This is a genomic window from Paraburkholderia sp. Clong3, from assembly GCF_050436485.1.
In the GTDB taxonomy this organism is placed as follows: Bacteria; Pseudomonadota; Gammaproteobacteria; order Burkholderiales; family Burkholderiaceae; genus Paraburkholderia; species Paraburkholderia tuberum.
Genome location: NZ_JBNDMH010000003.1, coordinates 507,576 through 532,512, shown reverse-complemented (window position 1 = coordinate 532,512; position 24,937 = coordinate 507,576). Strand labels below are relative to the sequence as shown.

Genomic DNA, 24,937 nt, shown 5'->3' with positions numbered 1-24,937 from the left:
TCGGGACCGCGCTCAGTGGGTGGACGGAAACGCGAACGTCGCACGCGCGCTGCCATTGCCGCGGACGTTCACGGTCTCCCTTCTGGTCACGCTGCCGTAAGTGGCGTTGACCGTATAGCGCCCTTGAGGCAGCCGCACGAGCATGTACGGCCCCTTCGACGTGGCCTCGAACACGCTCGCGCCGCCAGCTTTGGCAATCTTCACCTGGACGTCGGCCACATAGCTCGCCCCGGGACCGGTGAACTGCAGAGACAACGGCCACTGCCTTCGTGCCTGCCGCAGCGCAGTCGACTCGTCGCGACCGACTCCGCCGGTCACGAACGATATGTCGCCCTGCTGCTGCGTCTCGGGCATGCCGGTCCTATGGATCTCGCTGGCGCTCTGCGGAGCAGCCGTCTGCGACACTGCGACGCCTGCCTGAGCCAGTGTGAACGCCGCGGCGAGCATCATGGACGCGATCCGGGGAGCGTTTCGTTGCATTTTCATCTTGACTGCTCCTTACAGTATTGCCGACGGTTCGTCGGACGGAAGAACGCTTGCAATAGGTTGGAAACACATCGCGCGCCGGGTATCGGCCACGAGCCAGGGTGCCTGACGACTCGAGTAAGAATACCCGTCAATTCTGTTTGGCGTCTTCATGGACCGAAGTTGGGGGGCCACCTGCCGTTGAGGTCCCGGCTTGGGCTGGAGGGACGCGTGGCATGCGGATACCCGCGTAGGCGATCGCCACCGTCAGCAGCGGACTTACCACGCAAAATACGGCATAGGGCGCATAACTGAGTGTCGGCACGCCAAGGGTCACCGCCATAAACGCGCCGCAACTGTTCCAGGGGATCAGCGCGCCTGTGGTCGTGGCCGAATCACCAACGGAACGCGATAACACGATGGGCGCGTAGCCGCGTGCCGCGAATGCATTTCTGAACATCCGGGCCGGCAGCACGACTGCGATAAACTGGTCTGCCGTAACGATGTTCGTCGCGATGGTCGCCAGGACCAGGGAGCCGACCAGCGCCCCACCGCTCCTGGCCCAATTGACTACCGGAGCAATGAGGCGTTCTATCGCACCGCACTTCTCGACCACCCCTCCGAATGCCAGTGCCGTGATGATCAGCCAGATAGTATTCAACATGCTGTCCATACCGCCGCGAGTGAGGAGCGTATCAAGCACTGGATTTCCAGTCGTGGACCTGTAGCCGCTCCCAAGCGCAAGCCATACGCCTTTGAGCATCGCAATCGGGATCGGCACGCCCTCTCGCGCGGCGGCAAATGCGAGGACTCGCGCTGGCTCGACGAAAACGGCAACCACGCCACCCGCCAATGCGCCAAGAAAGATGGTGGTAAATGGCGGAAGCCGGAACAGCGTCAGCACGACGACAAGAATGAGCGGCAGGAACAGCACGGGCGATATGTAGAATGCGCTCTGCATTGCCGCAACCTCCGCGCTCGCATCGAAGGCGCCCGGGCGGCGAAGCAGATAAAACACGGCCAGCGTGATGACAATCGCGACGAGTGATGTCAGCAGCGTCTCTCGCACGTGTTGATACAGGTCGACACCGGCGGCAGCGGCCGCAAGATTCGCGGTGTCCGAGAGCGGCGAAGACTTGTCGCCGAAATAAGCGCCGGAAATCACTGCACCGGCCGTTATGGCGGGACTCAGGCCCATGCTGTGCGCAATGCCCATCAGGCCGATTCCGATCGTACCCACGACAGTCCACGAGGTCCCAATGGCGAACGAGATCACCGCGCAGATTCCAGCCGCCGTGACGTAAAAGTAGTCCGGGTTCAGCAATTTCAGCCCGTAATAGACCATGGCGACGATCGTGCCGCAGAGCGCCCACGTGCCGATCAGCGCGCCGACTGCGAACAGGATGAGAATCGCGCCGATACCGGAACTGACACTGGCATTCGCGGCCTCGCCCAGCGAAGCGAGCGAATGACCGCGACGCCAACCGACAAATACGGCCAACATGGTCGCCACGACGAGTGCCACCTGGTTCGGCCCGTTCGCACCACCATCGCCGAACAGGTAGAAGGACAGACTGACGAGAAAGACGAGGCCAGCGATCGGTATCAGTGCTTCGAGCATCGTGACCGGCTGGGGTGACTCGCTCCGCTTCATCGCCACGCTCCGTTCGTTTGCTGGGTAGTCCAAACGTTGCCATCCAGACCGCCGGGTAGCCGGTGAATCATCGAAACATGCGCGAACGGCTGCTTTGATTCGATGTCACGGCGCAGGCGTGCGGCCCTCGGTCCTGCGACTCGGCAATGGCAGCTCCGGCGGGCTCGCCGTTGCTTAAAGCATAGGAAAGAATCGTTGCTGCGTGAAGAATTGCAGGATTCGTGCAGAACATCCCGCCTGCGGTTACAGGCTGCCGTACCTACTCTCTCTCAGCGCGAGACCTGCAGTCAACGGCAGCTCACCAGGCGTAGCGAAAACCGACGTCGCCCCAGACGCTCCAGGACCGCTGATCTCAACCGTCAGCGATCGTCAGCATGCCTACACTGCCCGGACTGACACCGACACCGAGAAAGGTTCCGGCGGAAAGCGTGCCGCCGGCGCCACTGACGACGGCCGTCGCCGTCGATCCGCCCCCGATCTGCAGAGTCCCGCTCGAACTGGAAACGGCGCCCCCATTTGTCACGCTCAGTTGCGCAGGTCCGCTGTTCCCAACAATAAAAAAGCCCGCGTTGTTCGTATACATCGAACCTTCACCGGTAACTGTGAGTACACCGCTGCTACCCGGGTTGTAACCGACGTAGCTCTGAGAGGCGCTGAAGACCGTGCCGCCGGCGCTGACGTTCAGCGTTCCCGATCCGTTAAAACCGATGTAATACTGCGACTGCGGGTTTGTCGTCATAATGTTCCCGCCATTCACGGTTATGAGGCCACTACTTCCCTTCCGACTGCAAGTCCAAGGCTTGCCGCCGCTACACAACCCAGCCGAGGTTTCAACTTTTCATAACCGCTCGTGGTTATTCATGCCTTGCAAGGATTATGGTTTTTTGTTAATTAACTGTGCGCTGATTGTGTGGGTCTACCCCGCATAGACGGAACAACGACGGAAGAATCCGACACTAATTCGAGAAAAAACGACCGTTTTTTCCTCAGGCAGAAGTGAATATCCATCGGGTAACCGCAAAATTCCAGGTCAGTGAAATCCCATTTTCAATGATCTGCGGCGGCAGAAAAACTCGAACTGGTCAATCGTTCCGGCCAGTAACAACTCGCCGGTTTCAATGGCGCGATTCATTTGGCATAAAGCGGCCGGATTGGGTTAATCGGCCGTCCCGCGAATTGGTCGGCGGCGCATCCGCGTTCGCAGCGAGGAACTCGCGCGATCGCCGATATGACCCAAGCCGTCACCAAAACACCAAATCGATTAACTTCCAGACGGAAGTTTTATGATTATCCGGTTCAAGTCGATGACTCCCACCGGTCGACGTATCCAATATAGTCAACGGGGTGCGGCGGACTTGCGCTGCTGCTTTGGTAAGAGCAAAGCGGGCGAGCGCAATGCCGCAACCATGTCGCCCGACCGCCCACGTGTTGGACACAGACTGTAGTCGAACAGGCAGCGAGCGCTACCTGGGTATGCCGCTTGCGAGACCCAGTAGGATCCTTCCACCGTGTCGTGTCATGTCCACCGTACTGCTCATCGACGATGACCTTGAAAACCGATGCGCGCTGCAACTGGCGTTGGAGAGTCGCGGACACCGTGTTGTGCTCGCGGAGAACGGATGGGACGCACTGCAGAAGGCCCACACGGATTTTCCGGAACTCGTTATCACCGATTTGGAGATGCCGGAAATGGACGGCAAGGAGCTTTGCCGGCGTCTGAAGTGTCAGGCGGTCTTTTCCGGCTTACCGGTGGTGCTGCTGTCGGCTATGCCGGAACCTACGGAAGAGATTCGCTGCTGGACAGCGTTCCTGCGAAAGCCGGCCTCGATAGCGGCGTTGCTTGACGCCGTCGACAGGTACATTGCAGCGCGCCTGACCTATGCGCGGGCGCCACGCGACTCCGAGTACCCCGCCGCGGCGCGCTGGCGAGCCATCGATTCGCGATGCTGGCCGTAAAGCCCAAGCTGTTGGAATGCGAAGCCACGGGTTAATACACGCAGCAAGGCGGGGTTTGCTGTACGGCCGGTCCCGTTCTTGGCGGATGGCATGCAAAGCGGCGAGATTGCTGAAACCCGGGTTGAGCCATCCACCTGGGTTTTCAGATTTGACTGGAATGATGCAACGGTCGTGACCCATCACATCGTCAGCAATGAGCCCGTACAGGAACCGTCGCGACAGAGCAGCGCCTGCGCGCTGACACAATGTAAAAGATGGCAAGAGATTTCGTCCCCCTTCTCGCGGGCGGCAACAGCGCACGCCTATTGTTTGCCACTTCCTCCGGGCATGCCTCATGCTGCACGCAGGTCAGAGAAAGCAGTTCCCGAACGGGAGACGATCATGAAGTTGATAATGGCAGGAATCAGCGCAATTTCCATCATCGCTAGCGCTTGCGCATTTGCGCAGACCAACACCGGCAACGCTGCGCCAGCACACCGTGATACTCAAAACGCGCAGCCGGGTGCCGCTGGCCAGAGCATGGGCCGTGCTGCGGACGCCGGCAACAGCAAGCCCGCCAGTGGCACATTGATGCAGAAGCGTGAGCACGCGATGTCGCCTCAAGGCGCGTCAAACTCGAACGCAACTGGCGCGATGAAACAATAATGGCGACGCGAGACCCCGATGGCGTGCACGAGCGCGTTTTCTCGATGAGATCTGACCGGGTTCCAATGGTCGAGGCTGATCGCGCGCATGGAGCAGCCCGAGCCGAATAGGTAATCGGGGCGCGCACCCTTCCTGTTGCGACGATGCCGCGGATTTGCTTCATGCAGTCGTGGTCGGTCTGTGAGGACCGGCGATGGAATGGGCGCGTCTCGGCAGGTGTAAAACCACCAGCAAATCCCCACATAATTCGTGGCATGCCCGTTACCAAGCCGGGCTCGCCTGCTACGCCCGGCGCGGCAGACGTACGGCGAATGCGGTCTCTTCTTTATCGGACCGCGCCTCGATCGCGCCGTGATGCGCCTTGGCGATTTCGCTCGCGATATACAGCCCGAGCCCAAGGCTGCCTTGCGCGTCCTCGTTGATTTTTCGCTCTGGACCTCGCTGAAGAGGGTCAAAGATGCGCTCCAGCAACAGTCCCTCGATGGCTGGTCCGCTATTGCAGACTTCGAAGCGCACCTCGGCCTCGTCGCCAGTCACCACGACGCGAACGGGCGCGTCTCGCGCGCCATATCTGAGCGCATTCAGAACGAGATTGCCGAGCAGTTGCTGCAGACGCGGACCGTCCCAGACACCCTGAACGTCACCGTGCACCTCGAGCTCGATCTGCCGGTCTGGATGGACTGCGCGCAACTGGTCCAGCTCATCGGTGAACACTTTCGTCAGATCAACGGGAGCAGGTATGACGTTAATACCTAGCCCGAGCCTTGTTCGGTTGAAATCGCACAGATCATCCAGAAGTGCCTGCATCCGGGCGCCGCTGCGCACCAGACGGGCTGCAGCTTCTGAAACGCGCTGCCCCGCGTTGAGCGCGGACAGATATGAAGCTGTCACCTGGATCGTCTGCAGCGGGCTCCGCATGTCGTGTCCGAGCATCCCAAGCAACAGATTGCGAGCCTGATCGACTTGTGTGCTGAAAAAACCGACTGATTCGGCCAGCGCCTGATCGATGGCCTCATTGAAACGGATGATGTCATCCAGATGAGGCGCATCGGGCTGACACTCATCCATCCACAAACGCAGCACGCTTGCACGCAAAGCGCGGTATTCCGCGGCCAGCTGGTTGATGTTGAAACCGCCTCGAGCGCGCAGGACCGCATGGGATTGCGCAGCTGTCTCCGGCGCATCCGTCAGCCGGGGTGCCCGCCCCAAGGATTTTTCGTGCTGCGCTTCCCTGGTCTGCGAAGTCTGCAAATCTCTGGCTACTGCTTCCAGAATCTGCTGCGCGTGGTCGCGCAACGCGAGGGAGCCCATGTTGCCAGCGGCTGGCAGCAGCGTGGCGGCAAACGCCTCCCACTGCGCCAGAATGGGCTCCATTTCCTGCACGATAAAATCGGACAGTCGCATGCCTGCTCCGGCGAAGAAATTGAGGAGATTTTTAGCCGAACCGATATTACGCGCCAGTTCGTCGCGGGATCCATCGGGTTTACACCGTCTTGGACTACCTGGAGGTAGTCCATGTACTCGTAATGAACCGCCTGGATTTTCTCGACAGTGGTGAGCGTTCGTGTCCGGCCTTTCATGAAACGCCACAACGATTCGCCGCACGCCCCTGAGCGGGGAGAACTGGAGCGGCAGGTCGAATCGCTTCGACGCGATATCCGCCGATTGCAGCTTGAACACGACATCCGGGAGAAGACGTTGCTGGCCGGGGTGGCTCTCACGTATGCGCGACGCGAAACTGATTCGGTCGATGTCGCGCAAAGGGTGTTCGCCCGACAATGCGGCCCACGCAGTCTCCGACGGCTCTTTCTCTTTAGACCTGACGCTTAGGTGATCCGATGTCCGTACGGCCCCCTGCTTTTCGAGTTCTACTCTCTCGGGTACTGCGGCCGTCAAGCAAAGGCACCGGTTTACCAGAACCGATGGGCAAGCGATTGGATCGAAACGCGTGACCAACACCCCGCTGCATCTTCCTCTGATGGCGAATGGCCGGCCTGCACGCCAATCCCTCTCTCGTTGCGTCCGTAGGTGAGACGTCTGTCACCCGAAGCGCGCGTGCAGCCAGTCCTGCGCCCAGTTCTTCGCATAGGCTACCGCGTCCTCGCGTGCGTCGAAGCCTGCCAGATCGCCACTCGAATGAATCTCGTACCCGGTGCCGTCGGCACGGCTGCCGCTGATGCGTGCGTGGGCCATGTACTCGCCGTCGGCCCGCCGGGGGGTCGGGTCGATAACGATCAGGGTGGAATTGAAGCGCATGGTATTCCTTTGGGGTTATCGCTCGATTGCGACTGTCGCAGAGGGGCGTCGAAAAGCGCGACCTAAGTGCTCAGCATGGCCATGATTTGTCCGGCCTCGCGATCCGAATCGCAGCTTGCCATGCCGCGTTCGCATAGAAGCGCACGAATCGACATGAACATCAGAAACGCGCCCGCATCGATCTCGTGACGGTGGTCATGGATGAGGCTATCCAGTTCGCCCTGCGCGCCGGGCGGCAGAAACCTATCGACGATGTCAGCACCATTGCACCGAATCCATTTCAGCAGGTCGTTTCTTTCCATACCAGACTCCAATGGTTGCAACGGCTCTGAGTCAACCACCAGCGGATGAAGTTCGAGCCTGCGGTAGAGACGGGAACCGGTTGTGATCGGTACCTTTGAGGCCGTCTCATTGTGTAGCGGAAAAGACGAAGCGTAGCGACGTGGGCCACTGCGTCCGCAGCCCTTCAGGAGGTCGGCCACGTCTCGGTTTTGGGTGAAAGCGGATCTCCGGTTCCGTCGGGTAAGCAGCTTGGGGACGCGAGGAACGGTCGCAGGTCGAGTGACGATTTCATGCTACGCCCATTGATGGATTTGTACAGATAAACTCGTGCTCCAGGCGCCGTCAGAGAATCACGGGGACCATGCAAGTCAACCCGGCACTTACGTACCGCAGCGCCGGTAGGCGGCGGCGATCCGAAGATCCACATCGGACTGCCTCTCTCCTCAGGCTCATCATGTGGCGACGCAGAGTGCGCCTCCGACATGCGCGGCAAGCAGTCTCGACGTCAACAATTCAACGACGGCGAAACGAAGCGCGCGAAACGGCAGTGCAGCCCCGTTCGCCCTTTTTGGCGGAAATCGATTCACCCTTTCGTCAGGTCATAAGGAGTTGCAGCGTTACCCGGCCGCCTGCGAGGAGACCGATGCGATGTTTGCGCCTCTGGCACGACGCGGACGCGCCCGCGACCACGCCATTGCCGAGCGTGACACGCAACGGCTATCCGGACCGACTTCATTTCGGGGGTACGTGTTCGTCGCGGAACCGCCGGGAACGCGTGGCCCGATTGGGCGACGAGACGGCGTGAGCCAGCGCCGCCAATTGCTGCTCGACTTGCAGGTCTGCGGTACGTTTTTGCAGCCGGCCACATCGAATCTTCGGGGATGGCCAAATCGCGAATCGTTCGGGAGGATGATCGCCGACGAGCGTCCCGGGCAGCATGTCGATCGCAGCCCTGTCCCGCTATTGCGGCAATGAGGTATGCTCACCGCCGGGTAAAGGGTCCGTTGCGCAGCGGAATGCGGCCATACCGGTCGCCAAAAGCTGGAGGTGCCGGCCGCCTTTTATGTGCGAGCGGCGATCAGATCGGCCATCAGGCAGACAGTAATTCGTCGCACGATCGAGCACATCGATGGATGCTGTCCGTCAGCGGCGTTTTCATATGTCGATGACCGAAGCGCCGCTCACCTTTCCGTCGACGATGTCCTTTCCCTGCTGCCGGGCGGCTCGCCTTGCCGTACCGAAGTCAGAGAACGTATGCGTTTGGTTCAGCCTGAAGACCCGGCTTGCGGAGGGAATTGCTGTCGCCGCCGGACGACATATCCGTACTGCAATTTCGTAACCTTCCGCGTAACGGGAATGTCCGTCAAAGCGACTGAATGTGCGGGGAAAGACAAGGGGATGAAGTTCGTACCCCTTGTAGAGAAGAATCGGGTGTGTCGACATGTTGGTCACTCCACAGGGTATGGCTCACTATACGCTGGAACGGGTTACATCGGGCCGCGCAGACGCGGAGACTGTTACCAGAATTGTATTGACCGATAGTACTGTCGCGCGTACCTTGAAACGTGGGGTCGGCAAAGCGGGGCACTGCCCGGATTGTCATAGCGTTGGCTTAGATGGCCGGCGACGACTGCCTGCCTGGTTCCACCTCTGCGCTTACGTTGCAAACCCTTCAAGAACACCACGATCAACAGCGTCTGCTTGCCACGCGCGATGAGGCTGGCCAAGGATACGGGAGCGACCCACTTCGTGAGTTCGGGACAGTGTGGTGCCCGATCGGACAAACGTGAGCGGAATGCCGGGTGAGGGAACGCTTGCGGATGTTAAGCACGAAGCTCGGGTATCCGCGTACCGGACAGCTAGCCAGGAAACTTCGTTCCGGTCGCCTCGTCGGTGTGGCTCGGGGGCGTATCTCCTTCGGCCAAACCTGCACAACGATCAAAAACGTGCTGCTTGCTGCGGCCAAAAGGAGTGACCTGATGACAACCATTCGCCATTATCGCGGTCTCGATATTTCCCTACTCGTGTATCCGCATCGCACGACTCAACCGGGACATGGTCACAATTACGAGGAAGGATTCGATGCGTCGATTCGCATCAGCGACCCGGATTCCATGACGGACAACCCGCGAAGTCGCTTATTCCGTGTGCCCGGCAAGAGGCCCTTCTTGAATGCCGGCGACGCAAGGCGCGCGTCGGTGGCCTACGCCGAAATGCTGATTGATACTGACGGCTTTGATCGCACCATCCTGGAATCCCCCTGAGTGCTAAAGCCAGAACCCGAGTCTATGCAGAAGGTACCCGTGTTCGCGCGCGCCAGGGGCACGCCATCAACAATGTGTGTGATAAAGAAGTTGACCTTCTGATCGTCAGTCGCCACATGCTCGGCAGGCTATGCCGGTGCGACCGCATTGCTGCCAGTTCCGGTCATCGCCTCCTCAGGCGTCGACCACGAAGTAGATACCGTCATGCCCGAAGGGAAGCCATGTCCATTCCATCTCGGCCGCATAGTGACCGATGGGTGATTGCCGTCCGCCCGCGCCTGCGTTCACACTTCGACCCATTCTGAAAGCTCAAAGAAGTTCGCACTGAGCGCCCGGCTCAAATCGGAAAGTAACCGATCGATCGCGCGTGATGTTTGCGCGCGCCTTATTGCACGCGTCCTGACGCCTAAGATGCGTTGAGCGTGCAGAAGTGGGGCGTCGCCGTTAACCGCGCGTGTCGACCCAGTTGCGTGCCCAGCGTGTCGAGTGCTGCAACGCCTGCTCCTCACTCGTGAAGTAATCGAGCGAATAGAACTGGTAGCGGCCGTCCGCGCGCTCGCTATCGGCGCGTTCTAGCAGCAGGTTGGAGGAAAAACTGCCGTCGGGCAAACGATGCGCCGAGGGCTGGACGGCATAGCCGTTGTATTGTTGAATTTGTTTGTTCTGCATTTTAGTTTTAATAATGTCGAGTGCGCGCGTGCCTTGCGAAATGTGCACAGGTACGCTGATTCAAAGGCATCTCAGGCCGAATCTGAAGCAGTCGGAAAGCGAAGACGTGGCGCTAATGCCAGAGGGGAAAATGAGCGCAATGAGACGTATGGCGCTTGGCAAGCTGCCGGCGAAACCGATGCAGCCAGGAGCGAACACGCCACTTCGGGAAACAACGCTCCGTAAGGATGTCCCTGCAACCCGGCGTCCGTCGCGGAACGCCGGGCTCTTCAAACTTTACAGCGGCTTGATGTTAGCTGCCTGCAGACCCTTCGGGCCTTGCTTCGTTTCGAAGCTCACCTTCTGATTTTCAGCCAGCGTCTTGAAGCCGTCGCCGCTGATTTCGGAGAAGTGAGCGAAAAGGTCGTCACCGCCCTTGTCCGGGGTGATGAAGCCAAAACCTTTGCTATCGTTGAACCACTTAACAGTACCGGTATCCATGAAGAATCCTTGAGAAAAAACGGGAAAATGTGCTCCGTTGAAGAGCGTATGAAGCGTCAAGGAGGGAGAGGACAACGAATACCGCTGAGGAGCGAGCAATTGATGAACAGCAATCGAACTTCTTGAACTTCATGCGACACCCTAACCGCCAAGTGGTACCAGCGTCAATACTTATCTTGTAACTGTTTCACGGGGCGGGGCCGTTTTGCAGACGAAGCGATCCAAAGACCGGGTGCGCTGCACGAAGCTGCGAACCGGCACGCCTCGATCGATTTACGGATTGGCATACGATTTCGCTGTGCCTGTATGGCCGACATGCTCCATATGCAGAACGGACGCCATATTGTCGCAATCGCAGTTAGCAAAAGACACGCTCCCGAGCAAATTGAACAGGCGCTATCGTTGAAGGGCTGTCCCCCCACCCGTTACGGCTTGGCAGCAGAAATCTGCGAACGTCCCAAGCTGGACACAACGCATACACCTTCTGAATTTTTGAATTCGCGCAGTCACAGCTACTGCGCCATCTGCAGATCCACGATCGCCGCGGCGAGAAACCGTGCTGCTTCGCCGCCCGTGACGACCCGATGGTCGAACGTCAGACTAAGCGGCAAGATCCGATGCACGGCCGGAACGCCACTTACCGCCACGACCTGCTCGTGAATGCGCCCCGCTCCGAGGATCGCGACAGTGGGCGGCACGACCACGGGAGCTGCGTATTTGCCGGCGATCATGCCGAAGTTCGACAACGTGATCGTATTGCCGCGCAGTTCCTCCGGTGGAATCTTGCGTGCCCGGATGTCCACACGCATCCGGTCGAGGCCGCCGCGCAGATCCGCTGCGTTGCGGTGCGCAACGTCGCGCAATACCGGTACAAAGAGGCCATCCGGTAGATCGACGGCGATGCCGAGGTCGATCTTTTCCAGTACGTGGCGCCGTCCCGCATGTCCGTCGAACCATGCGTTGAGCCCGGGTTCGGCGCTGCACCCTGCTACCAGCGCACGGATCAGGCGGATCGTCACATCGGTATGTGGCGGCCACTCATGAATGTCGGCGTCGTCGATGACGGTCGCGGCCGCCACTTCGCTCTGCGCGCGCGCCATGTTCTGCGCCATCGCGCGCCGCACGCCGCGCAGCACTTCGGGCGGACCGAGCTGAGCGAGTATCTTCGCGACGCGCTGCACGTCAGCCGCCGTGATGACACCCTCCGCCCCCGAAGGTGTCACCATCGCAAGATCGACATCAAGCTTGCGTGCGAGCGCCCGCACCGCCGGGATCGCCTTGATTGTGCCGACACCCGTGCCCGGGCTGCCGCCGAGCGCCGCCGGCGCTTCGTGCACCACATGCTGGCCGACCTCCATATGACCGACCACCGTACCGGCATCGGCTTCGTCGGCCGCTCCTTCGAACGCGACGAGCGGCGCCCCCAGATGCACGATATCGCCGGGCTGGCCGAACAGCTTCGCGACTCGGCCGGATTGAGGCGACGGAATATCGACGATCGCCTTCGCCGTTTCCACCGACAGCAGCGGTTGATCCGCGCGAATGTCTTCGCCGCTCCTGACGTGCCACTCGACGATCTCCGCTTCCTGCAATCCTTCGCCGAGATCAGGCAGTTTGAAGATTTTCATGGCATCCCTACGCTTGCAGCGCCTGCCTGACCGCGCCAACGATGCGCTCAGTGCCTGGCATGTATTGATTCTCGAGTCTGTACAGCGGCACCACCACGTCATAACCGGTGACGCGCTGCACTGGTGCGAGCAGCGAGTACAGTCCGCGCTCGGCGATGTTGGCGGCGATCTCCGCGCCGACCCCTCCGGCATGCGAGCCCTCATGCACGATCACGCAGCGTCCGGTTTTCGCCACCGACGCGAGAATGGTGTTCATGTCGAGCGGCTTGAGCGTCGCCACGTCGATCACCTCGGCCATTACGCCTTCCTGCGCGAGCAGATCGGCCGCGGCCTGCACGTCTTGCAACGCGCCTCCCCAACCCACCAGTGTGACGTCTGCCCCATCGCGCAACGTAAAGCAACTGTCGAGCGGCAGCGCTTCGCCGTCATCCTCCACCGGCTGCCTGAAGAGCCGGTACAGCCGCGTCGGCTCGAAGAAGATCACCGGGTCCGGGTCCCGGATCGCCGCCAGCAGCAAGCCGTACGCGCGTGCTGGCGACGACGGTGTCACGACGCGCAGCCCGGGTATGTGGGTGAACAGCGCTTCAGGGCTTTCGGAATGGTGCTCCGGTGCGTGAATGCCTGCGCCGCATGGTGCACGGATCACAAGCGGACACGTCAGTCGTCCGCGCGTTCGATGCCGCAGACGCGACGCATGATTCAGGATGTGATCGATGGTCGGATAGACAAACCCGGCGAACTGGATCTCCACAACGGGCTTAACGCCCATCGCCGCCATGCCGATCGCGCAGCCGGCGAGGGCGGTTTCGGCCAGCGGCGTGTCGATCACCCGCTGAGCGCCAAAGCGCGTCTGCAACCCGACGGTCGCGCGAAATACGCCGCCGTTCACGCCAATGTCCTCTCCGAGCAGCACAACGGCAGGGTCGTGCGCCAGTTCATATGCGAGCGCCTGATTGAGGGCCTCGACCATGTTGAGGTCAGCCATCGCCGTGCCCCTTAGCCGGCGCGAAACGTTGCGCCATCGCCAGTTGCTCACGCATCGCCGGGGGCAACGCCTCATACAGGTGATCGAACATCGCGGACGGGCCCGGAGGCGGTATCGCCAGGTACGCGTCGACGGCCTGCTCGACCTGCGCCCGGCACGCCTTACCGAGTTCCTCGTCCTGCGCCTTGGTCCAGACGTTCACGTGCATCAGGTAGGTGCGCAAACGAAGCAGCGGTTCGTATTCCCATTGCTTGCCGATGACCTCGGCGTCGCGATAGCGCGTCGCGTCATCGGCCGTCGTGTGATCACCAAGGCGATAGCTGAGCGCCTCGATCAGCGTCGGGCCATCGCCGCGGCGAGCCTTGGCGAGCGCCGCGTGGACAACCTGATGCACGGCGATCACGTCGTTGCCGTCGACCTGCAGCCCCTCTATTCCTGCAGCGATCGCTTTTTGCGCGAGCGTTTGCGCAGCGCTCTGGCGGCTGCGTGGTACCGAAATCGCCCACTGGTTGTTATTGACGACGAGCACAAGCGGCGCCTGCCAGACACCGGCCATGTTCATCGCCTCGTAGAAATCGCCCTTGGATGTGCCGCCGTCGCCGAAGATCGCCACCGCAACGCGCGGCTCGTGACGCAGCAGGAACGCGTAGGCTGCGCCGGCCGCATGGCACACCTGTGTGCCGATCGGCACACAGTTCGGAAAATCGTTACGGGGCACGCTGAAATCGCTGCCGCGCTCGTCGCCGCCCCAATACAGGAGACTTTCCGTCATCGTGACGCCGCGCAGCAATTGCGCGGCGTGATCGCGATACGAAGGGAACAGCACGTCGTCGGGCTGCATCGCGCTGGCGACGCCGACACCGATCGCCTCCTGGCCGACCGACGACGCAAAGGTGCCGAGCTTGCCGGTACGCTGCAGCGCGACCGCCTTCGTGTCGAACGCCCGTGTCAGCACCATCGCGCGATAGAGCGCAATCAGCGCCGCCGGGTCACGTGCGAAGGCTGGCAATGACTGGACAGGCTCGCCATCGGGGCCAAGGTATTGCGTATAGCCGATATGAAAGCTGACAGCCGTCGTCATGTCCGCCTCCCATGTTCTTTCAGATTTCAAATACGTGCCGGAGTTCGCGCGCGAGCGCTACCGCGTTTGTGCCGTCAGAGTTCGGCGCGTACCAACTTGAGTTTAGGCAAGGGAAACACGTACAGGGGGCCAATTCCTCGCCGCCTCAACCACACGCGGCACGGCAACCAGGAATACGAACGCCCGATTGTCGCAATGCAGCAGCGGGTGGCCGGTTGCGCGGCCCCGCAAGCAGACGGGAATTGGGCCGGCATCCCGCCGGCCGCGGCCGCTCCAGGCGAATATCGGCCGGGCAGAATCGGACGAAGACCGCAACGCGCTCGCTCAAAGCACCTTGCATCCAGCGAGGAAGATGCGAACCGCCTCACGCGCGATTCTGTTGCGCTCCGATGCGCCGGGGCGCCTCCTGGTGGCGCCAAGCAGCAGCCGCGCGCGGACCCCGCCGAGTACCAGGTGTAGAAACTGCTCGGTAGCCAGCGCAACGTCATCGAGTTGCAATGCGCCATCGGCGACTGCCGAACGAAGATAGTCCGAAAGCGGCTCCATGCCGCGTAGTCCACCCGCCTTGTTGTAATACCCGCTGATGAGTTCGGGAAAACGATAGGCCTCGGTCAGAAGCAGGCGATGCAATGCGATCATGTCAGGCCGCGTGCCCACATCCAGCAGATGGAGCGCGACCTTCTCGAGGACGTGCTCCGGACGGCGCGCATCGAGCACGATATCGCCGAGCTGCGTGATCCATGAACGACGCAGCGTCTCGACGATTGCGCTGAACAGGCCCGCCTTGCTGCCGAATCGATCGTACAGCGTTTTTTTTGCAATACCCGCCTCTCGCGCGATGCCTTCAAGGCTGGTCTCGCGATATCCAGCGGCAAGAAAATGGCGCTGCGCAACATCGAGCAGGCGCTGCAGACGAATTTCGGACTCTCGCAGCGTAGGACGCCCGCCTGATCGGATAGGTTGAGTCTGTGTTTCGCGCGTCACGATCCAGGCCTATTGACAATGTCTACCGACGGCGGAAACTATACCGGCGCGTTTCCGTCAAGCTACCTGGGACTCGGGGCGAGGTCAATGGTCGATTTCTTTATCGAGCGTCCGATCTTCGCATCGTCGATCGCCATCATCATGGTGCTCGCGGGGCTCATTGCCTGGTTCAACCTGCCGGTGGAGCGGTTTCCGCAGATCACGCCGCCACAGGTTCTGGTCAAGTCGACCTATACGGGTGCGAGCGCGCAGGTCGTGGCGGACACCGTCACCGCGCCGCTCGAAGAGCAGATCAACGGCGTGCCGGGTATGAGCTACCTGTCGTCGGTGAGTGCCAACGATGGCACGTCCACGATCACCGTCACGTTCAACGTCGGCTACAACATCGACATCGGCGCGGTCGATGTGCAGAACCGCATCTCGCAGGCGACGGCGCAGCTTCCCAGCATCGTCAATCAGGCCGGCATCACCATCCAGAAGCAGAACCCGAACTTTGTTCTGGCGGTGAATCTCTATTCGCCAGACGGCTCGATCGATCCTGTCACCCTCAGCAACTACGCTTATCTCCAGCTCGTCGACTCGCTCAAGCGCCTGCCCGGCGTGAGCGATGTCACGATCTTCGGCGAACGCCGCTACTCGATGCGCATCTGGCTCGACCCCGACAAGCTCGCCGCGCTCGGCATGACAGCCACCGATGTCCAGCATGCGATCGCCGAGCAGAATGTGCAGGTCGCCGCAGGCAAGTTCGGCGAGGCGCCGGCGCCGGCGGGCACGACGTTCCAATACCAGATCAACACCCACGGCCAGTTGGCGGACGCGCAGCAATTCGGCAATATCGTGCTGCGCGCCGGCACGGCGAGCGACGCAACTGTGTATCTGCGCGACGTGGCGCGCATCGATCTGGGCGCACTTCAGTACACCTCTAGCGCCTCCGTGAACGAACACCCGGCGGCGCTGCTCGCCGTCTTCCAGTTGCCGAGCGCTAATGCGCTCGACCTCGACCAGCGTGTCAAGGCCACGATGCAGACGCTTGCAGAGCGCTTCCCGAAAGGGATCGCGTGGGGCATCACCTACGACACCACCATGTTCGTGTCCGCCTCGATGGTCGAGGTGATGAAGACGCTTAGCTTTGCGCTGCTGCTGGTGCTGGGCGTCGTGTTCCTGTTCCTGCAGAGCTGGCGGACCACGTTCATTCCGATGATCGCCATTCCAGTGGCGCTCATCGGCACCCTCGCGATCATGCTGGTGCTCGACTTTTCGCTGAACACGGTCAGCCTGCTCGGCATGGTCCTCGCTATCGGCCTCGTCGTCGACGATGCGATCGTCGTGGTCGAGAATGTCGAACGCCAACTCGAGAGCGGGCTTACGCCCATGGCTGCGGCCAAGGCGGCGATGCGGGAAGTGACGGGGCCGATCGTTGCCACCTCGGCAGTGCTCGGCGCCGTGTTCGTGCCGATCGCCTTCCTGCCGGGCGTGACGGGCCGTCTCTACAATCAGTTTGCGTTGACCATCGCCATTTCGGTGGCGCTCTCGGCGTTCAATTCCCTGACGCTCAGTCCGGCGCTCTGCGCGTTGCTGTTGCGACGGGACAGGCCGCCACGGTTCATCCTGTTTCGCAAGTTCAATCAAGGCTTTAACTGGGCGCGCAGCCACTACGCGAATTCGCTGCGCGGCTTGATCCGGCTGCGCTGGCTCGCGCTGGCGGTCTTCGCGTGCGGCCTGGGTGTGACCTGGCTGCTCCATTCGACGATTCCTTCCGCCTTTTTGCCGGTTGAAGATCCCGGCTATTTCTATGTGATTACGCAACTCCCGTATGGCGCTTCGCTGCAACGCACCGAAGCCGTGGTGGAGAAGACCCGCGCGATCCTGAGGGCGACACCCGGCGTGGCGAACGTGCTGTCCATCAGCGGTCTGAATTTCATCACTCGCAGCACGACGTCGAACAGTGCGGCCCAGTTTGTGATCCTCAAGCCGTGGGACGAGCGAGGTGCGAAGCAGAGCGTCGCCAACCTCATCGCCACGGTACAGCCGAAGCTCAATCGGATTCCGGAGGCGGTGGCGCTTGCACTGATTCCACCGACTATTGCCGGCCTCGGCACCTTCGGCGGCTTCGATTTCGAAATCGAGGACCTGAGCGGCCGGGGCAGTGCCGCACTCGGCGAGGCGACCCAGGCCTTTCTCGCCCAGGCGCGGCAACAGCCCGAACTCGAGCGGCGCACCCTGCTCACCAGCTACAACACCTCGACGCCGCAATACGATTTCAATCTCGACCGCGTGAAGGCGAAGCTGCTCGGGCTCAACCTGAGCGATGTGTTCAATACGATGCAGATCTATCTCGGCTCGCTGTACGTGAACAATGTGACGCTGTTCGGCCGCACCTTCGAGGTGTTGCTCGAGGCCGACGACAACGCCCGCGGGAACCGCAGCGACCTGTCACGGCTCTACGTGCGCAACGCCGAGGGAAGCATGGTGCCGCTGGGCACGCTCGGCCGGCTCGAACCGACGGTGGGGCCGGACACGGTGCCTCATTACAACCTCTACGGTGCCGCGGAGATCACCGGCAGTGCGGCGCCTGGCTACAGTTCGGGCCAGGCGATCGCGGCGATGGAGCGCGCGGCGCGCGTTTTGCCGGCGGATTTCGGCTATGACTGGACGGGCATTACCTATCAGGAGCTGCAGGCCGGCTCGGTCGCGGGCATGGTCTTCGCGCTCGCGCTGTCCTTCGTGTTCCTGTTCCTCGCCGCGCAATACGAGAGCTGGACGTTGCCGTTCACCATCATCCTCACGGTGCCGCTAGCCCTGTTCGGCGCGCTGGGGCTGCTGTGGCTGCGCCACATGCAGGTCGACATCTATGCGCAGATTGGTTTCGTCCTGCTGATCGGGCTGGCGGCGAAGAACGCGATCCTGATCGTCGAATTTGCCAAGCGGCGCCGCGAAGCCGGCCTCGATATCGTCGCGGCGGTGACCGAGGCGGCCCGCCTGCGTCTGCGCCCGATCCTCATGACCGCGTTCGCGTTCATCTTTGGCGCCGTCCCATTGATGATCGCCTCCGGCGCGGGCGCCGCGAGCCGCCGGTCGATCGGGACGACGGTGGTAGGCGGCATGCTCGCCGCCACCCTGCTCAGCCTGGGATTCGTGCCGATCTTCTACACGGTGATCGAGCACTTGCGTGAGGCCGTGCTCGAACGTATCGGTCGCGCGCCTCGCGATGGCGGCGAGGCGGCGTCCGGAGATTGATCGGGGAGCAACGGCGCAATGAGAGTCGGCAAATTTCGCGTTGTAGCCACAGGCCTGGCGATCGCCGTAGTCGTCTGCGTCCTGTCGTTCACAGGTGGGGGAGCGCGACATGCTACCGGCAGCCCGCCCGCGCCGGACCCAGCCGCCCCCACCGAGGTGCCCGTAACCCAGGTGGTCGAGCATACCGTGCCGGTTTACCTCGAATATGTCGGCACCACGGACGCGATCCGCACCGTCAGGCTTCAGGCGCAGGTGACCGGCTACCTGGCGAAGCAGGGGGTGTCCGATGGCTCGGACGTGAGCAAGGGCACACTCCTGTATGAGATCGATCCGCGCAGTTATCAGGCGGCGCTCGATCAGGCGAGGGCGCAGGCGGCAAAGGATGCGGCGGCGCTCGAATATGCCATCGCCAGCCATCGCCGCAATACGCTGATGAGCGAGACGGGCGACGTGTCGATCGATACGCTGCAGCAGTCCGCGAGCACCGAGCATCAGGACCTGGCCGCGCTCGCGGCGGATCATGCGCTCATCGAGACGGCGCTGCTCAATCTCGACTTTACGAAGATCCGCGCGCCGTTCTCCGGGCGTCTCAGCCTGAGTCAGGTGCATGAAGGTGCGCTCATCAGCAGCACGGGGACCCAGCTCAACACCCTCGTGCAGCTCGACCCGATCTATGCCACCTTCAATCCGCCGGACACCGATCTCGCCACTATCCAGCAGGATCAGGCGAAGGGGACCATCGCGGCCGAGGTCATCGTCGGTCAGGGCGCGAGCCCGCAGTACCGTGGCAGGCTCACGTTTCTCGACAACAACGTGGGGCGCAGCAGCGGCACCATCACCGCCCGCGCGACCGTCGAGAACCCGGATCACACGTTGCTGCCGGGGCAATTCATCCGCGTGCGCCTGCACGTCGCGGACGCACCCAACACGCTGCTGGTGCCACAAGTGGCCGTCGGCTCCAACCAGCTTGGCAAATACGTCTACGTCGTCGGCGCAGACAAGCGCGTCGAGCAGCGCTACGTGACCCTCGGCTCGGACTACGGGCCACTTGTCGCGGTCAGGAAGGGCGTCGTTCGGGACGATTCGGTCGTTGTCGGCAATCTCCTCAAGCTCAGCCCCGGCATGGCCGTGAAACCGGTTGCGGCGAAGCCTTCGTAAGCGGCCCGTAACATGAGGAGCGCGCAGCAATGACATCGAACCCCGGCTTTGCGCGTCACCCCCGGGCAGCATGTTGCCGCAGCGCCGCCTGCGCGGCGCTTTCGGCGGCGACGCTGCTTGGCGGCTGCGAAGTCGGACCTGACTTCGAGCCACCGGGGCCGCCGCAGGTCAGCGGCTATACGCGGGAGCCGCTGCCGGAGCGAACCGTCGCGTCGGACGTCCACGGCGGCGAGGCGCAGCGCTTCGTGCAAGCTCTCGACATTCCGGGGCAATGGTGGACGCTATTCCACTCGGCTGCGCTGAACGCACTCGTAGAACGTGCGCTTGAGGCCAACCCGAGCCTGCAGGCGGCGCAGGCCACCCTTCGCGAGGCCAACGAAGCGCTTTACGCAGCACAAGGGGCGCTGTTCCCGACGGTGAGTGCGGACATCTCGACTGCTCGCGAGAAGATTTCGGGCTCGCCGTTCGGGATCTCGACCGCGGTGCCGGTCTTCAGGCTCAACAACGCCTCGGTGAGCGTCACCTACCTGCTCGACATCTGGGGCGGTACGCGCCGGCAGATCGAATCGCTCGCCGCGCAAGCCGAGTACGAACGCTTCGAACTCGAGGCGAGCTATCTGAGCTTGACGTCGAACGTCGCCACGGCCGCCGTACAGGAGGCTTCGTTGCGGGCGCAGATTGCAGCCACAGAGGAGATCGTCGACATCGAGACGCAGCAACTCGCGGGATTGAAACGGCAATTCGCGATCGGCGCCGTCGCCAATGCGGCGGTACTCGCGCAGGCGGCCACGCTGGCGCAAACCCGCGCGCAGTTGCCGCCGCTGCAAAAGCAACTGGCGCTGACCCGCAATCAGCTCACGGCCTATCTTGGCCGCTTCCCGAGTGACGAGCTGGTCGAGACGTTTGATCTCGCGTCGCTGCAGTTGCCCGACACGTTGCCGGTCAGCCTGCCGTCGACACTCGTCGAGCAGCGTCCGGACATTCGCGCGTCGAAAGCGCAACTGCACGCCGCTAGCGCAGAGATCGGCGTCGCGACCGCCAATATGTTGCCGCAACTCACGCTCAGCGCCGCCTATGGCAGCGAGACCAACGATGCGCTGTTTTCGCCGGGAAGCGCGATCTGGAACCTGGGAGCGGGACTCACGCAGCCCCTCTTCGAAGGTGGAACGTTGCTGCACCGGCGCCGCGCCGCAATTGACGCTTTCGATGCAGCAGCGGCGCAGTATCGCAACACCGTCATCTCGGCGTTTCAGAACGTGGCTGATGCGTTGCGAGCGCTGCAATCAGATGCGGACGCAGTGGTGGCCGAGGCAGCAGCCGAGCGGGCGGCGGCGGACAGCCTCGCTGTGTCCCAGCGCGAGTTCCACGTTGGCGCGATCAGCTATCTTGCGCTGCTCGACGCGCAGCGGACGTACCAGCAGGCCCGCATCAGCCTCGTCCAGACTCATGCCACCCGGTATTCCGATACCGTCGCACTCTTTCAGGCTGTCGGCGGCGGATGGTGGAACCGCAGCGATGTGGTGCGTGACCGCGGCTAATGATCCTCATCGCGAGCATGCCCTCCCGTCGCCCGGAACCATGCGGCACAGTCATGGTCCTGGCAAGCCATTCCGGACCGCTCGGATTGTCATCCTGTCGGCCCGCAAGCAGACCGTGGCCAATCTGGTTCGAGTGGTTCAGAGTGGCCGTAAGTGGAGGTTCGACCTTCTCTATAGCGGCCGTTCGCTGCCACGCAAAATCATGGCTTCTCGAATGGCCGGATTGGCCGATTATGCAAAGCTCGTGATTATGCAAAGTTGCCTGGGAAAGCCGCAAAATCTGCCGAGGCCGTTCGACTAACTGGCCTCGTATGCTTTGCATAATCGCGGTGTCTGTCGTAGCCGGGACCGCGATCGAAGCTGACGTCAGACGGCTAATCAAAGCCCTCGAATTTCGGAGCCATCGAAGTTATGCGTATTTTTGCCGGGCTTTGTGAAATCAGCTGTAGCTCGCAGCTCTTGGAACGTCGCCTTCGTTGAACACTACAAGACCAGAGAACGCGAAAATTATGTCGAGCATGTTTGCGTATCGGGCGTCGCGGAACACACAGAAAGCCTGACCTTCCGCAAGGGGCCCGCTCGCCCGGGTATTAGGAGGATTGACAGGCTCAGACATGGGAAAACTTCTTCAGATACCGTCCTCAGCTAACGTATGCAGTTCGTGGGAAACTGCAATGGCGATAGTCAGACACTCGTTCTCTCGTACCTGCGCAATTGCTACGCCTGATTCGCCTCGCCAAATCGACGCGAAGGGTTGCCCTGCCAATACAGGTAGCTTGTAAGCCGAGATACGCCGTATCCCTTCGCCACTCGGCCCGCTTTTCAGCCCACCATTTAGCGCTTATCGAATCAGGATTTCATAGCCGACATGCGAAACGCGCCATACATCAAAAGCCGATTGCTGCTCGTCGCGGCGTTCGCATTGCCAGCGTTCGTGTTCACCAGCGGCTGTAAGTCCACGGTGACGCCGCCCTTGACAGCGCCGGGGAAGATCGCCGCTGACGACGCTGCGCTCGCCGCCCGGGTGAAGCAGGCGCTCGTCGCGAACCCGGAACTGAGACCCTTGCCGATGAGCGTCGCGACGTATCGAGGCGTCGTGCAGTTGTCAGGATACGTGGATTCGGAGGCACAGATTCAGAAAGCGCTTGCCGTGACGCGCGGCGTGCCGGGGGTGCAATCCGTGAGCAACGATCTGCACCTCAGGCCGCAATGACGCGCGTTTGCCGGAAAACAGATGAACCAGGCGCGGACGACCTGGACGAACATCGACAGATCGTTCGGATCGAGCGCGATATTTATCCAGGGTCGAGCAAAGGGGCGATTGGCATGACCCGCAATTCGACGGCCATGCCAGTGCCAGACAGGTGCCGTTTCCTGTAACGCGGGTCAAATTCGGCCCCGCTAAGTTACCAGAAAATTTGGCCAGGAAAGCACAGCGGAAAGTGACGCTTTGCTGCCCGACGTACCCCGCCCGATACGGTGGCTATTGCTGGACCAGATCGTACGCCGCAAGCGCCGCAATCTGCGTCACGCCACCGTCCACGGGTAAGCACGTGCCAGTAATGAATCGCGATTCGTCGCTGGCGAGAAACAGCGCGGCGGCCGCGACGTCCCATGCATCTCCCTCCAATGGGAGGGGCGCGATCTTGCGGCGACGTTCGCGAGCCTTATCGTCAAGCATGCTTTCCACCATTGGCGTAAAAATATGCCCCGGAGCAATCGCGTTGGCGCGAACCTGATCGCGGCCGTACATCACCGCGAGTTCACGCGTAAAGCCGACCATTCCCGCCTTTGACGAGCCATACGCGGCCGACCCGTGGCTGCGGATGCCTGCGACCGAACCGATGTTGACGATGGCCCCGCCCCCGCGTGCCACGATATTCGGCACCGCACTTCGGCTCATCAAGAACGCACTTTTCAGATTGACGTCGATCACACGGTCCCAGGACGCTTCGTCGACGTCCTGCAATCTCCCCGGCGCGCCTGAGATACCGACGTTGTTGATGAGAATGTCCAGACCTCCATACCGCTGAACGGTCTCTTCCACAATGCGCGCACAGACGGCGCCGTCCGTGATGTCGCCGGTCGATACGAACGCTCTGCCGCCCGCTTCCGTGATCAGCGCGAGCGTTTCCGCCGCCCGCTCGTACTGCTGATCGACGAGACAGACGGACGCGCCTTCCGCCGCAAAAAGACAGGCAATGGCCTTGCCCGTGCCAAAACCCTGACCGAGCGATCCTGCGCCGGTCACGATCGCGATCTTGCCGCTTAAACGTTGATGAAAGATTTTCGGAACAGGCATGCTGTAATCGGTTGATGAAAGTCGACTGTCATCTTGAACGTTCGAGCGAGCACCGGCACGTTCACGTTCAAGCCATAACTCGCCAGCAGGCTGCCGATGGTCGAGCTTAGTCTCGCGAAGCCAATAATGCAACATACGGTTGCATTATTGGCCTGGATCATGTCGATTCGCGCACCGTGCCGTGATCCAACAATGCCGCGCCAAAGCGTGCCGCATACGCGGTGTTCACTGCTTCGGTCTGGAAGCGGGTTTCGTTAATCGCAAAGATGAAGTATCCATACGCGAGATCGCGTCGATAGTCGTTCCACGCTTCGTCGAAATCAGGCGCCTCGACTCCGCCAATCGCCAGCTGCGAAAGATAGTGTTCGAGCAGCGACCGCTCCCATGAGCGACGGTCCTCGATATCGAGTGCACACCCTATGTGGTAGGCGACCTCGAGGCTCCAAGGCGCCCGACTGACCTGGGCATCGAAAAAACCTGGCGTCCCGTCAGCTTCGACGTACAGATTTCCCAGATGCGTATCGCCGTGAATAAGGCATACCGGTTTGCTCTTATGTTCGCGCGCAATGCGCGCGAGAGATGCCATCATCCAGTCCCGATCGTGCAGATACCGGCTTACTGCCGCTCCTCTCGGCAGCGAGATGTAGTGGGCCCAGACGTCCGGTTCGAGGTATCGGTTCTGGTATTCCAGCGACCAGTCCGAAAAGCGCTCTCCCACCCATTCGAGCCGACCGCCCTTGTCGAACTCCCGGCTGTTCCATGTTTGCGCGTGATAGCGCGCCATCGCACTCAACCGTAGGGCGACTTGTTCGTAGCCCTGCGATTGCTGGGCACGGCAAAACTGAACGTTACGCTCGCTCAGGTCTTCCATCACTACGACCGATTGCCAGGCGTCAGGATCCGTGCCTGCAAAGAAGCATCTGGGCGCGTTCATGTTGATGAACGGTAGAACGTCGCGATAAAAACGCATTTCATTGCGATACATGTCTCTCATCGAAGGACTGTGATCCTCGAAACCGCCCTTGACGATCATGCGCGCCGGCAGCGCCATTGCCTGTCCCGCGTCGTTGTACTCGACAGCGACACGTACCTTGGTCGACGTACCCGCCAATACCTCCACGTGCCGGCACGAAGTTACTTCGGCGCCGGGAAAGCGGAACGCGATCGCGGAGGTTAGCCACTTTGCGGTCACTTCCTCAACAGCGACAGGCAACGCCATGTCACTTACCACACCAGATTCCGACAAGGTTCCTCCCGAAGATTGCAAACAAAAAGACGCGTGCGCATCGTCGCGCATACCTGCTCCCCGTCGCAGCATGGGGAAAACCACACCTCGCCTATCGTTGCATATTT

At 61.4% G+C, this 24,937-nt stretch carries 22 protein-coding genes and 1 pseudogene; 7 read left to right on the top strand and 16 right to left on the bottom strand.

What is annotated here, in order from left to right:
- Positions 1-12: 12 nt before the first annotated feature.
- The 3 genes from OKW30_RS25905 to OKW30_RS25895 all read right to left on the bottom strand — a co-directional run bounded on the left by OKW30_RS25905 (position 13) and on the right by OKW30_RS25895 (position 2,936).
- Positions 13-486 carry a carboxypeptidase regulatory-like domain-containing protein gene (locus OKW30_RS25905; protein WP_429292192.1) on the bottom strand — a complete coding sequence of 158 codons (474 nt, stop codon included), beginning with the start codon at positions 484-486 and terminating at the stop codon, positions 13-15.
- Between the two features lie 130 nt (positions 487-616).
- A complete protein-coding gene (locus OKW30_RS25900) occupies positions 617-2,119 on the bottom strand; it encodes a Na+/H+ antiporter NhaC family protein (RefSeq protein ID WP_429347982.1) in 1,503 nt (500 codons plus the stop codon).
- A gap of 352 nt (positions 2,120-2,471) precedes the next feature.
- The gene (locus OKW30_RS25895; protein WP_429347981.1) at positions 2,472-2,936 is read right to left on the bottom strand and encodes a hypothetical protein; all 465 of its coding nucleotides are present in this window, start codon (positions 2,934-2,936) and stop codon (positions 2,472-2,474) included.
- Between the two features lie 701 nt (positions 2,937-3,637).
- Between OKW30_RS25895 and OKW30_RS25890 the strand changes: the two genes are divergently transcribed.
- A complete protein-coding gene (locus OKW30_RS25890) occupies positions 3,638-4,075 on the top strand; it encodes a response regulator (RefSeq protein ID WP_187630525.1) in 438 nt (145 codons plus the stop codon).
- A 90-nt stretch (positions 4,076-4,165) separates the two neighbouring features.
- Complete coding sequence (locus tag OKW30_RS25885) at positions 4,166-4,720, top strand: hypothetical protein (RefSeq protein ID WP_429347980.1); 555 nt, start codon at positions 4,166-4,168, stop codon at positions 4,718-4,720.
- 282 nt (positions 4,721-5,002) lie between these two features.
- Here OKW30_RS25885 and OKW30_RS25880 read toward each other — a convergent pair whose 3' ends face one another.
- The 5 genes and pseudogenes from OKW30_RS25880 to OKW30_RS25860 all read right to left on the bottom strand — a co-directional run bounded on the left by OKW30_RS25880 (position 5,003) and on the right by OKW30_RS25860 (position 8,701).
- Complete coding sequence (locus tag OKW30_RS25880) at positions 5,003-6,124, bottom strand: sensor histidine kinase (RefSeq protein ID WP_184064446.1); 1,122 nt, start codon at positions 6,122-6,124, stop codon at positions 5,003-5,005.
- Positions 6,125-6,760: 636 nt separating this feature from the next.
- Positions 6,761-6,976 carry a hypothetical protein gene (locus OKW30_RS25875; RefSeq protein ID WP_184064443.1) on the bottom strand — a complete coding sequence of 72 codons (216 nt, stop codon included), beginning with the start codon at positions 6,974-6,976 and terminating at the stop codon, positions 6,761-6,763.
- 62 nt (positions 6,977-7,038) lie between these two features.
- Positions 7,039-7,458 (bottom strand): hypothetical protein, encoded by a 420-nt coding sequence (locus OKW30_RS25870; RefSeq protein ID WP_260336015.1) that lies wholly within the window; start codon positions 7,456-7,458, stop codon positions 7,039-7,041.
- Positions 7,459-7,771: 313 nt separating this feature from the next.
- A pseudogene (locus OKW30_RS25865) lies at positions 7,772-8,043 on the bottom strand (translation initiation factor IF-1).
- A 370-nt stretch (positions 8,044-8,413) separates the two neighbouring features.
- Positions 8,414-8,701, bottom strand: coding sequence for a hypothetical protein (locus OKW30_RS25860; protein WP_090810393.1), 288 nt, complete (start codon positions 8,699-8,701; stop codon positions 8,414-8,416).
- Positions 8,702-9,237: 536 nt separating this feature from the next.
- Between OKW30_RS25860 and OKW30_RS25855 the strand changes: the two genes are divergently transcribed.
- The gene (locus OKW30_RS25855) at positions 9,238-9,522 is read left to right on the top strand and encodes a hypothetical protein (RefSeq protein ID WP_429292187.1); all 285 of its coding nucleotides are present in this window, start codon (positions 9,238-9,240) and stop codon (positions 9,520-9,522) included.
- Positions 9,523-9,966: 444 nt separating this feature from the next.
- On the opposite strand, the gene OKW30_RS25850 is transcribed toward OKW30_RS25855, so the two are convergent.
- The 6 genes from OKW30_RS25850 to OKW30_RS25825 form a co-directional block, all read right to left on the bottom strand.
- Positions 9,967-10,191 carry a hypothetical protein gene (locus tag OKW30_RS25850; RefSeq protein ID WP_184032310.1) on the bottom strand — a complete coding sequence of 75 codons (225 nt, stop codon included), beginning with the start codon at positions 10,189-10,191 and terminating at the stop codon, positions 9,967-9,969.
- 276 nt (positions 10,192-10,467) lie between these two features.
- Complete coding sequence (locus OKW30_RS25845) at positions 10,468-10,671, bottom strand: cold-shock protein (protein WP_012428559.1); 204 nt, start codon at positions 10,669-10,671, stop codon at positions 10,468-10,470.
- A 512-nt stretch (positions 10,672-11,183) separates the two neighbouring features.
- Entirely contained in the window at positions 11,184-12,299 is a 1,116-nt protein-coding gene (locus OKW30_RS25840; RefSeq protein WP_429347979.1) for a dihydrolipoamide acetyltransferase family protein, read from the bottom strand.
- A 7-nt stretch (positions 12,300-12,306) separates the two neighbouring features.
- Positions 12,307-13,284 carry an alpha-ketoacid dehydrogenase subunit beta gene (locus OKW30_RS25835; protein ID WP_187630139.1) on the bottom strand — a complete coding sequence of 326 codons (978 nt, stop codon included), beginning with the start codon at positions 13,282-13,284 and terminating at the stop codon, positions 12,307-12,309.
- Complete coding sequence (gene pdhA / locus OKW30_RS25830; RefSeq protein ID WP_429347978.1) at positions 13,277-14,365, bottom strand: pyruvate dehydrogenase (acetyl-transferring) E1 component subunit alpha; 1,089 nt, start codon at positions 14,363-14,365, stop codon at positions 13,277-13,279. Before pdhA ends, OKW30_RS25835 begins: the two co-directional genes overlap by 8 nt.
- Positions 14,366-14,689: 324 nt before the next feature.
- Complete coding sequence (locus OKW30_RS25825) at positions 14,690-15,349, bottom strand: TetR/AcrR family transcriptional regulator (RefSeq protein ID WP_316251690.1); 660 nt, start codon at positions 15,347-15,349, stop codon at positions 14,690-14,692.
- Positions 15,350-15,367: 18 nt separating this feature from the next.
- Here OKW30_RS25825 and OKW30_RS25820 point away from each other — a divergent pair, with 18 nt between their 5' ends.
- The 4 genes from OKW30_RS25820 to OKW30_RS25805 all read left to right on the top strand — a co-directional run bounded on the left by OKW30_RS25820 (position 15,368) and on the right by OKW30_RS25805 (position 22,495).
- Positions 15,368-18,586, top strand: coding sequence for an efflux RND transporter permease subunit (locus OKW30_RS25820; RefSeq protein ID WP_429347977.1), 3,219 nt, complete (start codon positions 15,368-15,370; stop codon positions 18,584-18,586).
- Between the two features lie 18 nt (positions 18,587-18,604).
- Entirely contained in the window at positions 18,605-19,744 is a 1,140-nt protein-coding gene (locus tag OKW30_RS25815; protein WP_429347976.1) for an efflux RND transporter periplasmic adaptor subunit, read from the top strand.
- 29 nt (positions 19,745-19,773) lie between these two features.
- Positions 19,774-21,282, top strand: a complete 1,509-nt coding sequence (locus tag OKW30_RS25810) for an efflux transporter outer membrane subunit (RefSeq protein ID WP_429347975.1) — start codon at positions 19,774-19,776, stop codon at positions 21,280-21,282.
- 868 nt (positions 21,283-22,150) lie between these two features.
- Positions 22,151-22,495: a BON domain-containing protein gene (locus OKW30_RS25805; RefSeq protein ID WP_429292179.1), complete on the top strand. Its 345-nt coding sequence runs from the start codon at positions 22,151-22,153 to the stop codon at positions 22,493-22,495.
- Positions 22,496-22,765: 270 nt separating this feature from the next.
- Here OKW30_RS25805 and OKW30_RS25800 read toward each other — a convergent pair whose 3' ends face one another.
- Entirely contained in the window at positions 22,766-23,719 is a 954-nt protein-coding gene (locus OKW30_RS25800) for an SDR family NAD(P)-dependent oxidoreductase (protein ID WP_429347974.1), read from the bottom strand.
- Positions 23,720-23,741: 22 nt separating this feature from the next.
- The gene (locus tag OKW30_RS25795; RefSeq protein ID WP_429347973.1) at positions 23,742-24,881 is read right to left on the bottom strand and encodes a phosphotransferase; all 1,140 of its coding nucleotides are present in this window, start codon (positions 24,879-24,881) and stop codon (positions 23,742-23,744) included.
- Positions 24,882-24,937 lie beyond the last annotated feature (56 nt).